Genomic DNA, 14,783 nt, shown 5'->3' with positions numbered 1-14,783 from the left:
TGTTGAAAGCCTAAGAGTTTTGTTTCACGCATCTTCATCTTCATTTCATAAAGGTCGATTTTGTATTTTTGACCTTCAATTTTCCAATTATGAGTAAGATCCTGGCCTTTGCCGGCTCCAGTAGCCCAACTTCTATTAACCACCAGCTTATCCTTAATATATCCCAAAGGATTTCAGATCCTGTGGAGGTGCTTAACCTTCATGAACTTGAATTCCCCATGTACAGCATAGTAAAGGAGAAAAACGGAATTCCGCAGAATGTGAAATTTCTTTACGAAAAGATAGTAGAAGCCCCTGCACTTATTATTGCTGTCAATGAATATAATGCCAATGTATCAGGATTCTTTAAAAATATCCTGGACTGGCTTTCCAGGGTTGAAAGAAAATTTTTCAATGGCAAAAAGATCCTATTGATGAGTACCTCCCCGGGACAACGTGGCGGGGCCTCGGCTTTGGAATATTGTAAAAATCAGTTTCCCAGGTTTGGAGGCGAGGTAGTAGAAAGTTTCAGTCTGCCGCAATTCTATGAGAATTTCGATTCAGAAAAAGGAGTGATCGTGAATGAGGTCTTTGATCTTGGAGTTATTGATGTAGTCACCTCTTTTTCTCAGCAAATCAAAGTGTAGTGCGGGTATCCAAAAAGGTCATTTTAGAAGAAGGTTTTCCAATTAAAAAGGTCCTGCTCAACCGGGCACGGCAGTTTGAAGAAGTGGTTTGGTTTGACAGTAACGAGCATAAAGACCGTTACTCTCAATATGATGCCGTACTTGCTGTAGATGCATTTACTGCCATACAAACCGATGCTTCCAAAGCTTTTGATAAGCTGAAGGAGTACCAGGAAACAACAACCGACTGGATTTTTGGGTATCTCTCCTACGATCTTAAAAATGACGTGGAAAACCTGAAAAGCCAGAATTTCGACGGACTAGGTTTTCCGGAGTTATTCTTTTTTCAGCCAAAGAAGATCTTTTTTTTAAAAGATAACGAGCTTGAACTTCACTATTTGAGAATGGTGGACGACGAACTGGAAGAAGACCTGGAACAAATCCTTCAAAAAGGGCATTTTAAGGAGGAAATTTTATCGGGTGAGGGAAATCCGGTGAAAATGCAGCCCCGTATCTCCAAAGAGGATTATTTGCAAAAAGTGGAAGAAATGCTGGCGCATATTCAGCGGGGAGATATTTACGAGGCAAATTTTTGTCAGGAATTTTTTGCTGAAGGAGTGGAATTTGATCCTCTTGAGAAATTTATCGCTTTAAATGCCATATCAAAGCCCCCATTCGCTACTTTTCTTAAGAATCATGACCATTATTTACTTTCGGCTTCCCCGGAAAGATACCTTCAGAAGAAAGGCGATCAATTGCTCACGCAGCCAATAAAAGGAACAGCACCCAGAGCTCATTTTGATCCCGAAAAGGACAGGGAGCTGGCGCTTAAGCTTGAACAGGATCCCAAGGAAAGATCAGAAAATGTAATGATCGTGGACCTGGTTCGTAATGACCTTTCAAAAACGGCAAAAAAAGGAAGTGTTGAGGTCGCAGAGTTGTGCAAAGTATACAGTTATCCTCAGGTACACCAAATGATCTCCACAGTAAAAGCTACTTTGGAAAAAGGAATACCTGCAGTGGAAGTCTTGCGTACTACATTCCCCATGGGGAGTATGACCGGCGCCCCAAAAATATCTGCCATGGAAATAATAGAAGAGCTGGAAAAAACCAAACGCGGACTTTACAGCGGGGCGGTAGGATATTTTGACCCTTCAGGAGATTTTGATTTTAATGTGGTGATTCGTAGTATTCTTTATAATCAAACCACAAAATATGTATCCTTTTCTGTGGGAGGAGCTATTACTTCCAGGTCTGTTCCCGAAAATGAATACCAGGAATGTCTTGTTAAGGCTGCGGCACTTAAGCAGGTGCTGGAGGAGAATGAGTAGTGATCAGTGATCGGTATTCAGTGTTCAGTATCCCCCGCTAAAAAGAGGGCCTATTTTACAACATGACTTTTGGCAATTTTGTTCATTTAGTGTTGCAAAACTGTGGAGTATAAAAACCCCCGACGGGGCTCAACGTAATTAGCACGGGGTTTCAACCCCGGGCTCCAAAGAACCACGTCAAGAGCCAAGAGCCGCGGAGGGGCGACAGATTGGCAAATCGGTTTTCAAATTAAGTCCTATGATATTGTTCAGGTTTTGGAAACATTAGTGAATCCGTGGCTTTTAACATGATCAATTAATAATGAATAATTAGCATCTATATAAAGGTGTGAGTGTAGAACGGCTGAGTGAGGATAGGAAGAATTAGTGAATTCGTGGCTCACTATGCTACTACTTAAAAAGGCAAAGCAAAAAGACCGTAAAAAGCCACTTCATTTTTGATATCTTTGAGCCTATGCTGTTAGCTTTTAAAAACCATCTTAAGGAGCAGTTTCCAAATGTTTTTGAGGGGAAAATCCTTCTTGCCGTTAGCGGCGGGGTGGACAGCGTCGTCCTGGCCCACCTTTGCAGGGAAGTAGGTCTTGATTTTTCCCTTGCTCACTGTAATTTTCACCTTAGAGGAGAGGAAAGTCAGGGCGATGAGGCTTTTGTAATGGAACTGGCGGATGCACTTGAGGCTGAAGTCTTTATTGAAGGCTTTGAAACTCAAGCCTACGCCAAAGAAAAAAAAATATCTATTCAAATGGCGGCGCGCGATTTGCGCTATAACTGGTTTAGGGAGCTGCAGGAAACCTTGCAGTTCGATTATATTTTTACAGCGCATCATGCCAATGATAACCTGGAAACCGTTCTAATCAATTTTATACGGGGTACGGGACTGGAAGGCTTAACCGGAATTCCAGATGTCAATGAATTCACCATTAGGCCGCTGCTTCCTTTTACCCGCAAGCATATCGAAGATTATGCGCACCTTCAAAAGCTTAAGTGGCGAGAGGACAGCAGCAATGATTCTGTAAAATATTTCAGGAATAAAGTACGGCTGGAGGTAATTCCGAAGTTGCTGGAATTGAATCCGCAGCTGTTGGAAAGCTTCAGTAAAACAAGGAATTATCTTCAGCAAAGTTCAGAGCTTATAGAAGATTATATTTCGGCACTTTTTCCGAAGATCGCGAAGCAGGAAGAATACGGCTATTCGTTTGAGATTTCTAAGCTACAGTCCATTCCTAATACTAAAGCGGTAATGTACTCCCTCTTTAGATCTTTTGAATTTACCGAATGGGAGGACGTTTATGACCTGCTCGAGTCGCAACCGGGAAAAATTGTCTATTCGAAAACTCACCGCCTCATTAGAGATCGGGATAAATTACTGCTTACGCTGCTGTTACCAACAGAGGATAAGGTGTATGAGATCAAAGAAAATGAAGAAGTGGTAATGTTGCCCATGGGAACCTTCCATTTTGAAGCTGTGGAGGATTTTGAAAACAGTGATCCGAGAACAATTTTTCTGGACCGTGATAAGATCAAATACCCTCTTGTTGTAAGGAAATGGCAGGAAGGCGACTATTTTCACCCCTTTGGCATGAAAGGGAAAAAGAAACTGAGCAAGTTTTTTAAAGATGAGAAATTATCTTTGCCGCAAAAAGAGAATTGCTGGCTTTTGTGCTCCAATGACAAAATTGTTTGGGTTATAGGCCACCGTCCCGATGCACGATTTGCGGTTAAAGATGAAACAAAACAAATTTTGCGCTTAAGTTACACACCATGAGATTACCGGTAGTTTTATTATTGTTCTTTTTTGCCATTTTTGGCAGCCACGCCCAAATTTTTGATCCTAATAACCTGGGGCAGGGAATGGAAGATCCCATTGAATGGGATGCAGCAGTTGAGCAGGAAAACGATTCCATCTATAATTTAGTTTTTACTGCCTCTTTGGAAGCGGGCTGGCATCTTTACTCCCAGGAGGAAGTGGATATTGAGATCGCTCCCATTGCTACCGAATTTACCTTTGTAGAAGCACCGGGAAAATATGAGCTTATTGGCACTACCGTTGAGCCAGATGTACCTGCGATGTTTGATGCGGTTTTTGAAGCCGAAATCACCTATTTTGAAGAAGAAGCTGTCTTTAAACAGAAGATAAAAGTATTGGATTCAACAGATCTTCTAATTACTGCGGAAGTTTATTTTTCGGTTTGTGACGATGAGAAATGCCTGCCGCCGGAAACTGAACGTTTCACCTTTAACATTGGAGATAATAAAGTAGAAGAAGGGTTTACCAACCTTGAAGTATCAGATAAAGATCAAAACCTAACCGAAGCTCTTAATATAGACGTAAAAGGAGTAGGAGGGGTCGATATAGAAGAGGAAGGAGGTGATGGCTTTATGACCATTTTCTTCCTCGGTTTTATTGGCGGGTTGATTGCTTTACTTACCCCCTGTGTTTTCCCAATGATCCCGCTTACCGTTTCTTTCTTCACAAAAGGTGCGAGGACTCGTAAGAGAGGATTGGTCAATGCGATCATGTACGGGGTATTTATCTTTTTAATTTACCTTTTGCTTAGTCTGCCATTCCACCTCCTCGATTCACTGGATCCGGAAATCCTGAACAACATCTCCACAAATACCACACTGAATATTATATTCTTTGTGATCTTTATCTTTTTCGCATTCTCATTTTTTGGTTATTACGAAATCACGCTGCCTACCTCCTGGAGTAATAAAATGGATGACAAGGCTTCAAGTTTTGGAGGATTAATAGGAGTTTTCTTTATGGCGCTTACCCTGGCAATTGTCTCCTTCTCCTGTACAGGGCCAATATTAGGATCTCTGTTGGGAAGTTCCCTCACTACAGATGGTGGTGCGACCCAGCTTTCCTTTGGAATGGGTGGATTTGGATTGGCGTTGGCGTTACCCTTCGGGTTGTTTGCCCTTTTCCCTAACTGGCTTAATTCTTTGCCCAAAAGCGGTGGATGGCTTAATTCCATTAAGGTGGTCTTAGGATTTATAGAATTGGCACTGGCATTTAAATTCCTTTCCAATGCCGACCTGGTACAGCATTGGGGGCTTCTAAAGAGAGAAATTTTTATTGGGATCTGGATCATAGTTGGAATAGGTTTATTACTTTATTTATTAGGAGTTATAAGGTTTCCACATGACGGGCCCAAAACCAAACTTGGAAAAGGTAAGTTATTTTTAGGAATCATAACCCTGGCTTTTATTGTATACCTTATTCCGGGGTTGACCAATACGCCTCACGCCAATTTAAAACTACTTAGTGGTTTCCCGCCGCCTTTGTTCTATAGTATCTATGAAAAAGAGACTGAAGGACCTTTAGGGTTAAAAGCTTATAAAGATTTTGATGAAGGGGTGGCCGCGGCAAAAGCTGAAAATAAGCCCATTCTCCTCGATTTTACGGGCTGGGCCTGTGTGAATTGTCGAAAAATGGAAGAGCAGGTATGGAGCGAGCCAGAGGTCTTTGATGTTATGAAGGATGAATTCGTGCTTATCTCCCTGTACGTGGATGACCGAAAAGAGCTGCCCGAAGATCAAAAATTCAATTATCAGAAACCAACAGGTGGGATCAAGCAGATAGAGACCATTGGTGACAAATGGGCTACATTCCAAACCCTTAACTTCAAAAATAACTCTCAGCCTTTTTACGTGTTGCTTGATCATGAAATGAACATGCTCAACCAGCCTGTGGGCTATACGCCAGATTCAGAGGAATTTAAAGAATGGCTGGAAGAGGGCGTAGAGGCATTTAATAAGGAGTAACACGGGAGTGCAGTAGGTTTTTGGCAGGAATTCCTATCTTTAGGGACTTCAAAACAAAGCTTACTCATGAAATTTACCAAATCTTTTTTCCTGCCGGTGCTGTTTTTGCTGGTTAGCAGCCTGGGTTTTGCACAAACCGAAATCGACTTCAAAGTCGAAGACCATTATAATAAAAGGGAAGTGGTCATTCCTATGCGTGATGGCATTAACCTGCACACCACCATTTTTTCCCCTAAAGATACTTCCAGGGAATATCCTATACTAATGACCCGTACTCCTTATAGTTCCAGACCGTATGGGAAAGATCAATTTCGTTCCATTCTGGGGCCGAATGAATATCTAATGAAGCAGGGAAATATTTTTGTCTACCAGGACGTACGCGGCAGGTGGATGAGCGAAGGAGTATATGACAATATGCGGCCCTTCATCCCTAACAAAAAAGGAAAACAGATCGACGAAGCCAGTGATACCTTTGACACGGTAGAGTGGCTTCTGGAAAATGTAGAGAATACCAACGGCCGGGTGGGACTCTGGGGAATCTCTTACCCCGGCTTTTATGCCACTTACTCCTTGCTGGCAAATCATCCTGCAATCAAAGCAGTTTCGCCACAGGCTTCAATTGGGGACTTCTTTTTCGATGATTTTCACCACAACGGCGCATATTTTTTAAGCTACTGGCGAGCTACTGCCTTGTTTGGTTACGAAAAGGCCACACCATCTGATACTGCCTGGTATTCATTTCCGGATCTAAAAACAAAAGATCAATATCAATTCTTCCTCGATGCCGGACCTTTAAAAAATCTCGACAAGTATTACGGAGAGGACAACGTCTTCTGGCAACAATTAAAAGAACATCCTAATTATGATGAATTCTGGCAAAAAAGAGGAATAGTTCAGCATTTAAAAGACATAAAACCTGCGGTGATGGTCGTGGGCGGACTCTTTGATGCTGAAGATCTTTACGGCCCGTTCAACATTTACGAGACTATTGAAGAGACCGGCGATAACTTCAACATGTTGGTGATGGGACCCTGGAGTCACGGCGACTGGGCCCGTAAAAGAGAACGGCAGGCCATTGGGAATGTCTACTTTGGAGACAATATTTCTGAAAACTATCAAAAGGAGGTAGAAACATTATTCTTTAACCACTTTTTGAAGGGGGAAGCCGATGCTTCTGTACCACTTCCCGAAGCTTATATGTTCGATACCGGCTTGCGCGAATGGAAGAGCTATGCAGCCTGGCCTCCAAAAGAGGCAGAGAAGAAAACATACTACCTGGGAGACAAACAGGAACTTAATGAGCAGGTTGCTGACCTATCCACGATGGCGCAAGGAGCCGAAGAATTTATTAGCGATCCAAATAAGCCGGTACCTTATTCTGAAGATATCAAAATGGTTTTTACGCCGCGGAAATATATGACCGACGATCAACGCTTTGCTGCCCGAAGACCTGATGTTCTGGTTTACGAAACCGAAGTGCTGGAGGAGGATCTAACCCTTGCGGGAGAGGTTTTGGCAAAGCTACAGGTAGCTACGACAGGAACAGCTGCAGATTGGGTGGTGAAAGTCATAGATGTATATCCTCCCGATGCAGAGGATTACGAAGAAACCCAGGATTATCTTTCCATGAGCAACTACCACATGATGGTGCGCAGTGAGGTAATAAGAGGAAGGTTTAGAAATAGTTTTTCAGATCCCGAACCCTTTGAACCCAACAAGAAAACAGAAGTAAACCTGCAATTGCAGGATATTCATCACACCTTTAAGAAAGGTCACAAGCTACAGATCCAGGTACAAAGTACATGGTTCCCGTTGATCGACCGGAATCCTCAAACTTATGTCGACAACATCTTCGAAGCCGAAGAAGAGGACTTTAAAGCTGAAAAACATAAGGTTTTTCATGACTCTAAAATCATTTTTACCGTGCTCGAATAAAATCTGAGGTGCCAAAAAAGCTATTTTTGGCACCTCTTTTTTTAAGCAGAAGCTGCTGGAGGATTTCGGCAATTTTCTTACTTTAAATCCCGTTAATTCAGAAATAACTTTTCACTATGAAATTAAAAGTTTTATATACTTCAACTTTCCTGTTCTTCATCTTCAGCCTTGTCGGTTGTAAGGATTCTTCGGAAGAAGGAAAGATAACTTCAGAAGAAATTCAGCAGGAAAGTGCACAGTTAAATGCTTTTTTTGAAGAGGAATTCGAGAAGGACCTTGAAGAATCTCCAATGTTGCAGGCGCGGCTGGGAATTAAAACCAATTATGATTCCTGGGATGACTTTTCACATTTGCGTTATGCAGAGGATCTAAAAAAGGCAAAGAGAAGACTTGAGTTTCTCAAAAATGAAATAAATGCTGATGCATTACAGGGCCAGGATGAACTTAGTTATAAGTTGTGCCGGCAGGACCTTGAAAATGAAATAGAAGACTACGACTTCCGGCTGTACAACTATCCTGTAAACCAAATGTTTGGAGTACACGCAGAGTTGCCTGCCTTTTTGATAAACATGCACAAGATCGATTCGGTTAGTGATGCCAAAGCATATATTGCGCGGTTAAATAAGGTTCCGAAGGTGATGGAAGATGTGATCAAAGGACTTGAACTTAGGGAGATGAATCAAATCATGCCTCCTGCTTTTGTTTTTGCGCATACTGTTGAAGCTTCCCAAAATCTTTTGCAGGGCCGTCCTTTTGAAAAATCGGCCGAGGCAAGTGCCCTTTTAGAAGACTTCAGTACAAAAGTCGAAAAACTGGAAATTCCGAAAGACCAGAAAGATAAATTAATTCTGGAGGCTCAGGAAGCGCTGCTAAACTCTGTGAAGCCCGCTTATGAAAACCTTATTGTAAAACTTAAAGACCAGCAGCAAAGAGCCACAGCCGATCATGGTGCATGGAAATTCCCTAAAGGAAAAGCTTTCTATAATACCGCTTTAAAAAGAACCACCACCACAAACCTCACTGCCGAAGAGATTCACGAAATAGGCCTTAGTGAGGTGGCACGTATTCATAAGGAAATGGAGGAAATCATGAAGGAAGTGGAATTCGAGGGTAGCCTTAAAGACTTTTTCCAGTTTATGCGGGAAGATGAGCAGTTCTACTATGAAAACACTGAGGAGGGACGGGCGCTATATCTTGCTGAAGCGACTTCTCTCATCAACGCGATGAAAGGACGCCTGGATGAATTATTCCTTACAACACCCAAGGCAGATATTGTGGTGAAGGCAGTCGAGCCTTTTAGAGAAAAAAGTGCGGGAAAGGCATTTTATCAACAACCTGCCATGGACGGTTCCCGCCCTGGTACTTACTATGCAAATCTTTACGACATGGAGGCCATGCCCACCTATCAAATGGAGGCATTGGCATATCATGAAGGAATACCTGGGCACCACATGCAGCTGGCTATTGCCCAGGAACTGGATGGCTTACCAATGTTCAGGAAAATTGGAGGTTATGGTGCTTATATAGAAGGTTGGGGCTTGTACAGCGAGCTTGTACCAAAGGAAATTGGCTTGTATGAAGATCCATATTCAGATTTTGGAAGGTTGGCTATGGAATTGTGGAGGTCAATAAGACTGGTTGTAGATACCGGAATTCACTCTAAGAAATGGACCCGCGATGAGGCTATTGATTATTACGTTGAGAATTCTCCCAACGCCGAAAGTGATGCCGTTAAAATGGTGGAACGTCACATCGTTATGCCCGGCCAGGCGACAGCTTATAAAATTGGAATGAACAAGATCCTGGAATTGCGCGAATTTGCTAAAAAAGAGTTGGGGGAAGAGTTTGATCTTAGAGAGTTCCATGATGTGGTTTTGACAAATGGATCTGTACCACTTAATATACTGGAAGAACTGGTTGTTGAATGGGTGGAAATGCAGAAAGCTTGAAAAGTAGAGATAAGGTTGAAGAGTTACAGTTAATCAAACTCAAAAACCGAAAAGGAACCGAACTGGAAATTCTCAATTTTGGCGCTACCATCTTCAGCCTTAAAATAGACGGGATTAATGTTATTGTTGGTCCTTCGAAGCCGAAAGATTATCTCACAGATATCTACCACCGGCGAGGTAAATTTTTTGGTGCTAGCGTGGGACGACATGCAGGTCGAATTTCAAAAAATGAATTTGAATTAAAGGACAAAAAATATTCCCTTTTTGGAAAGGAGGGAGTGCATCTTCATGGGGGGGAATACGGGTTCACCTATAAACTCTGGGAGATTTTAGAGAAAGAAGAAAAAGAAGATCCTTTTGTAGTTCTGCAATATTCCTCACCTGACGGGGAGGAAGGATATCCGGGTAATCTCAAAGTTCAGGTGAAATATATCCTTTCCGAAGAAAATGAGGTCTTGATCGAATACTCAGCAGTAACAGATAAGGATACCATTGTTAATCTTACTAATCATACTTACTTCAATCTTAATGGAGAGGGCGATGTTGACGATCACAAGCTAAAGATCTTTGCTGAAGAATATCTTGAAACCAATGCTCAAAAAATTCCCACAGGAAAGTTCCTGAAAACTGCCGGCACAGAGTTCGACTTTCGGCAACTTGTTGCGGTAGGGGAGGTGCCGTTGGATACGACCTTTAAATTAGATAAGGACAATCCCCGAATTGTTTTAAAAGGAGATAAAACTAAAATCTCTTTGGAGGTAGAGACGAATCAACCCGCTGTTGTGGTTTATGTGCCGGAGGATCTTCCTACCGACTGGGAGTATTCTACAGAAATAGGTTCTGAACGAGCGGCTATTTGTCTGGAGACCCAAAAATTTCCAGATGCTCCACACCAGCGCCATTTCCCGTCTGTTGTTCTAACACCGGGAGAAACCTATTCCAACAGAACCACATGGAAGTTCAAAACCGGTTCATAACTTTAAAGAGGAACCGTAGTTTTATTTTTGACCAAACTATTATATTTAACATAATTTTTAGAAGACCAGCTTCTGGTCCTGGGGGGGAAAGGATAATGATTTTAAACTTCATTTAATTAACACTTTATGGAATTTGCTTTACTCGATAAGATAATTTTTGCTTCCTATGCATTGATGATCATTAGTATTGGTTTATGGGTGTCCCGGGGCAAGGGAAAAACTTCAGAGGATTATTTCCTGGCCAGTAAATCCCTTCCCTGGTGGGCGATAGGAACTTCTCTTATTGCCGCTAACATTTCCGCAGAACAATTTATAGGGATGTCGGGTTCTGGTTTTGCTATTGGGCTGGCAATTGCATCATACGAGTGGATGGCCGCCATCACACTTATCATTGTGGGGAAATATTTCCTTCCGATTTTTATTGAAAAAGGATTATACACCATTCCTGAATTCATTGAGGTAAGGTATGGTACCAATTTGAAAACCATTCTTGCCGTCTTCTGGATCGCACTTTTTATATTCGTGAACCTAACCTCTGTTCTTTACCTGGGGGCCACAGCTCTGGACACCATTGTGGGCTCGGGCGATGGTTCTATCTTCATGTATTCCATAATTGGCCTTGCACTTTTTGCGGCTGCATATTCACTGTACGGCGGGCTTGCAGCCGTAGCCTGGACAGATGTTGTGCAGGTGGTGCTTTTGATCGTGGGTGGTTTGATCACCACTTACATTGGGCTTTCTCATGTAGCCGAAGATGGAGGTATTATTTCGGGAATTGTATCTGTATATGAACAGGTGCCGGAGAAATTTTCGATGATCCTGGAGAAAGGGGAAATTATTACACCCGGTGGAAAAGATGCCTGGTGGGATCTTCCGGGTCTTGCTGTTTTGCTCGGCGGAATGTGGGTGGCAAACCTTTATTACTGGGGCTTTAACCAATATATTATTCAAAGGACACTTGCAGCAAAGAGTCTGCGGGAGTCCCAAAAAGGGATAATCCTTGCAGGATTTTTAAAGCTGCTAATCCCGTTGATCGTGGTTGTTCCCGGTATTATTGCTTATGTAATGAACACAGGTCCCGGGGGGGCTTTTTCTGAAGAGTTCACAGACCCTTCTTTTATTGCCGAAGGTGGCCGTATTATTAACGATAACGCTTTTCCATGGTTGATCAAGGAATTTGTACCAACAGGTTTAAAAGGACTGGTTCTGGCTGCACTTGCAGCAGCGATAGTATCTTCTATTGCCTCTATGCTAAATTCTACTGCTACGATCTTTACCATGGATATCTATAAACCTTACATTCAAAAAGGAGCTTCTGAGAAACGCCTTGTAACCGTTGGAAGAGTTTCTGCTACCCTTGCGCTTATAATTGCAGTGTTCCTCGCTCCACAATTACGAAGCCTGGGACAGGTTTTTCAATACATCCAGGAATATACAGGGGTGGTGAGCCCAGGGATACTCGCGGTATTCATGTTGGGCTTATTCTGGAGAAAGACTACAAACAATGCAGCGATCCTGGGAGTTTTGGCATCTATTCCCATCGCGCTTTACTTTAAAGTGGGACCTAATGGCTGGATAGACAGTCCTTTCTTTGTAGAATTACCATTTATGCACCAAATGTTTATTACCTGGATACTTACCATGGCAATAATGATGGTGATAAGTCTTATTGAAAATAAGGGAGCAAATCATCCAAAGTCGATTATTATATCAAAGAATTTCTTCAAAACCGGCCCTGCGTTTAATATTGGTGCATTTGTGATCATGTTGATCGTAACGGTGCTTTATGCGATCTTCTGGTAGAGGCTGTTCTGCTTCAAAAGGTGCAAAAATCAATAATAATTTTTTTAAAAGACCCTGGATTTTCCCGGGTCTTTTTTATGAATTTTTAAAATAAAAATGCCCGGACTTTAGTAGTTCCGGGCGTTAAATACCTTTCAAATAAGCCGTTTAAAACACCATTTTGAGAGACTAATGTTTGGTGTAATGTACTTCGGGTAAATTCCGTAGAGTTTCTGCAGCCTGTTCGGCTGTGATATCCCGCTGTGGGCCTGCAAATAATTCATAACCCACCATAAACTTCTTTACAGTCTTAGACCTTAGCAGTGGTGGATAGAAAGACATGTGAAAGTGCCATTCCGGGTACTCTTTTCCGTTAGTTGGTTGTTGATGAATTCCTGAAGAATATGGAAAGGAGGTCTGGAAGAGATTGTCATATCGAATGGTAAGTTGCTTCAGGATACCGGCATATGCTTTTTCTTCTTCTGAAGTAAGCTGCCCAATATGCTGCATTTGCCGCCGCGGGATGATCATGGTTTCATAAGGCCAAATGGCCCAGTAGGGCACCAGTGCCACGAAATGTTCATTCTGCAGCACTATCCTTTCCTTAAGCTGAAGTTCCTGTTCAAGATAATCTCCTAACAGGCTTTTTTTGTTCCGGTTCCAGTATGTTTTTTGATGCTCTGTCTTTTTCTGCACCTCTACCGGAATTGAAAGCTGAGACCAGATTTGTCCATGGGGATGTGGATTACTACAACCCATCATGTCTCCCTTGTTCTCAAAGATCATCACGTAATTAATGTCTTTTCTACTGCCCAGATCTGTATATTCCTCTTTCCATTTCTGGATCACCTTTACGATATCACTTGTTTCCATTACAGGTAATGTGAGGGAATGATCTGGTGAAAAACATACCACCCGGCAAATTCCGGTTTCTGAACTTGCCTTAAGCAGTCCTTCTTCCACTTCCTCCTGCGGGCCGTTGGGCAACAAAGCCGAAAAATCGTTTTGAAAAGTGAACGGGTCTTTATAATCCGGATTTTTATCTCCGCTGGCCCTGGTATTGCCGGGACATAAAAAACAATCGGGATCATAGGTAGGCCGCTCTTCTCCGACCACCTTTTCAAGTTTTCCCTGCCATGGTCGCTTTGTGCGGTGGGGAGAAACCAGGATCCATTCTCCCGTTAAAATATTATATCTTCTATGTGGGTGAGTGTTGAAAGCTTCGGTCATAATTCTAGTGTTTTCTAAAGTATGTACCTTGTTCAGGGGAAACAACTATAGCTTCGGGTTTGATATTATATTGTTTTTGATATGCTTCCGAAGCAATTTCAATAAACTCTTCAACGGCGTCCTCTTCAATAAGATTGATGGTACAGCCGCCAAATCCACCGCCCATCATCCTGGCTCCCTTGACCGGCTTGTATTCTGTAGTGAGGTCTACAAGGAAATCAAGTTCTTCACAACTCACTTCATATTTATCTCTAAGTCCTTTATGAGAATTGTACATAAGTAAACCAAATTGATCCAGATCTTCCCGGCTTATTGCTTCTACTGCTTTGAGAACCCTTTCATTTTCTGAAACCACATAATGAGCCCGTTTGTAAAGGATCTCAGGGAGAGAGTTCCTGAATTCTGCCAATCGGGTCAGATTGACATCTCTTAAAGATCTTACTTCGGGATATAATTGGTTAATATGATATACGGCTTCTTCACATTCCTTTCTTCGGGTGTTGTACTCGCTTGAGGCAAGGCTGTGTGATACCATCGTATTCAAGAGCAGGAGCTTGTGATCTTTAAACTTTGCAGGAATATATGTGGCTTCGAGGCTGCGGCAGTCCAGTAAAATAAGGTGGTCTTTCTTACTTAGTACAGAGGCGTACTGGTCCATGATCCCACATTTGGTGCCCACGTAGTTATGCTCAGCGTCCCTGGATAATTCAGCTATAGTTTTCCGGGAAAGATCGAAGCCAAAAAGTTCATTGAGGCCAAAGGCCATCCCGCTTTCCAGTGCAGCCGAAGAACTTATTCCGGAACCAACAGGAAGATCACTTTCAATAATACAGTCGAAACCTTCAGGATATTTTCCGCGCTTCTGAATTTCGTTTATCACTCCCAGGATGTAGTTCTCCCACTGTTCTTCGCTCCTGGCTATCTTCCGCAGGTCAAAGCTAAAGCTTTTTCCATATGTTTTACTGTAAATACTGCAGGAGTAGGGAGTAGAATTAGCGGCAAAATGGAGCTTAATGGTCTTGTCTATTGCTGTGGGCAGGACAAAACCATCATTATAATCTGTATGTTCTCCAATGAGGTTGATCCTACCGGGTGCAGATACAGTGAAGTGTACTTTAAAATTTCTGAAACTTTCGGGTAAGGTATCTTCAGTTCTATTTTTCACGACGGGAAGTTTAGTAACTCAAAGATAATAAATGTAAA

The 14,783-nt window shown here is 42.3% G+C and carries 10 protein-coding genes; 8 read left to right on the top strand and 2 right to left on the bottom strand.

The window, feature by feature from the left end; genetic code table 11:
* The first annotated feature begins 89 nt into the window (after positions 1 to 89).
* From LA313_RS03015 to LA313_RS02980, 8 genes are all read left to right on the top strand, one after another.
* Complete coding sequence (locus LA313_RS03015) at positions 90 to 626, top strand: NADPH-dependent FMN reductase (protein ID WP_228913135.1); 537 nt, start codon at positions 90 to 92, stop codon at positions 624 to 626.
* A complete protein-coding gene (locus LA313_RS03010; RefSeq protein WP_228913134.1) occupies positions 626 to 1,936 on the top strand; it encodes an anthranilate synthase component I family protein in 1,311 nt (436 codons plus the stop codon). The genes LA313_RS03015 and LA313_RS03010 overlap by 1 nt, the downstream gene beginning before the upstream one ends.
* A gap of 454 nt (positions 1,937 to 2,390) precedes the next feature.
* Positions 2,391 to 3,701 carry a tRNA lysidine(34) synthetase TilS gene (gene tilS / locus LA313_RS03005; RefSeq protein WP_228913133.1) on the top strand — a complete coding sequence of 437 codons (1,311 nt, stop codon included), beginning with the start codon at positions 2,391 to 2,393 and terminating at the stop codon, positions 3,699 to 3,701.
* Positions 3,698 to 5,707 (top strand): protein-disulfide reductase DsbD family protein, encoded by a 2,010-nt coding sequence (locus LA313_RS03000; protein WP_228913132.1) that lies wholly within the window; start codon positions 3,698 to 3,700, stop codon positions 5,705 to 5,707. The genes tilS and LA313_RS03000 overlap by 4 nt, the downstream gene beginning before the upstream one ends.
* Before the next feature lie 66 nt (positions 5,708 to 5,773).
* Positions 5,774 to 7,642: a CocE/NonD family hydrolase gene (locus LA313_RS02995; protein WP_228913131.1), complete on the top strand. Its 1,869-nt coding sequence runs from the start codon at positions 5,774 to 5,776 to the stop codon at positions 7,640 to 7,642.
* 116 nt (positions 7,643 to 7,758) lie between these two features.
* Positions 7,759 to 9,591, top strand: coding sequence for a DUF885 domain-containing protein (locus LA313_RS02990; protein WP_228913130.1), 1,833 nt, complete (start codon positions 7,759 to 7,761; stop codon positions 9,589 to 9,591).
* The gene (locus LA313_RS02985; protein ID WP_228913129.1) at positions 9,588 to 10,568 is read left to right on the top strand and encodes an aldose epimerase family protein; all 981 of its coding nucleotides are present in this window, start codon (positions 9,588 to 9,590) and stop codon (positions 10,566 to 10,568) included. The genes LA313_RS02990 and LA313_RS02985 overlap by 4 nt, the downstream gene beginning before the upstream one ends.
* Positions 10,569 to 10,694: 126 nt before the next feature.
* Positions 10,695 to 12,371, top strand: a complete 1,677-nt coding sequence (locus tag LA313_RS02980) for a sodium/sugar symporter (RefSeq protein WP_228913128.1) — start codon at positions 10,695 to 10,697, stop codon at positions 12,369 to 12,371.
* 168 nt (positions 12,372 to 12,539) lie between these two features.
* Here the strand turns inward: LA313_RS02980 and LA313_RS02975 are convergent, their stop codons facing one another.
* Complete coding sequence (locus LA313_RS02975; RefSeq protein WP_228913127.1) at positions 12,540 to 13,580, bottom strand: UDP-glucose--hexose-1-phosphate uridylyltransferase; 1,041 nt, start codon at positions 13,578 to 13,580, stop codon at positions 12,540 to 12,542.
* 4 nt (positions 13,581 to 13,584) lie between these two features.
* The gene (galK, locus tag LA313_RS02970) at positions 13,585 to 14,745 is read right to left on the bottom strand and encodes a galactokinase (RefSeq protein WP_228913126.1); all 1,161 of its coding nucleotides are present in this window, start codon (positions 14,743 to 14,745) and stop codon (positions 13,585 to 13,587) included.
* Between the last annotated feature and the right edge of the window lie 38 nt (positions 14,746 to 14,783).

The sequence above is a fragment of the Salinimicrobium sediminilitoris genome (assembly GCF_020866905.1).
GTDB classification, from domain to species: domain Bacteria; phylum Bacteroidota; class Bacteroidia; order Flavobacteriales; family Flavobacteriaceae; genus Salinimicrobium; species Salinimicrobium sediminilitoris.
This window is presented reverse-complemented; position numbering and strand designations above follow the sequence as displayed.

Bases quoted from the DNA above. Each gene is read 5' to 3' on its own strand.
- tilS (WP_228913133.1), top strand. From the start codon at position 2,391: ATGCTGTTAGCTTTTAAAAACCATCTTAAGGAGCAGTTTCCAAATGTT.
- LA313_RS02975 (WP_228913127.1), bottom strand. From the start codon at position 13,580: ATGACCGAAGCTTTCAACACTCACCCACATAGAAGATATAATATTTTA.
- LA313_RS02995 (WP_228913131.1), top strand. From the start codon at position 5,774: ATGAAATTTACCAAATCTTTTTTCCTGCCGGTGCTGTTTTTGCTGGTT.
- LA313_RS03000 (WP_228913132.1), top strand. From the start codon at position 3,698: ATGAGATTACCGGTAGTTTTATTATTGTTCTTTTTTGCCATTTTTGGC.
- LA313_RS02990 (WP_228913130.1), top strand. From the start codon at position 7,759: ATGAAATTAAAAGTTTTATATACTTCAACTTTCCTGTTCTTCATCTTC.
- LA313_RS03015 (WP_228913135.1), top strand. From the start codon at position 90: ATGAGTAAGATCCTGGCCTTTGCCGGCTCCAGTAGCCCAACTTCTATT.
- LA313_RS02980 (WP_228913128.1), top strand. From the start codon at position 10,695: ATGGAATTTGCTTTACTCGATAAGATAATTTTTGCTTCCTATGCATTG.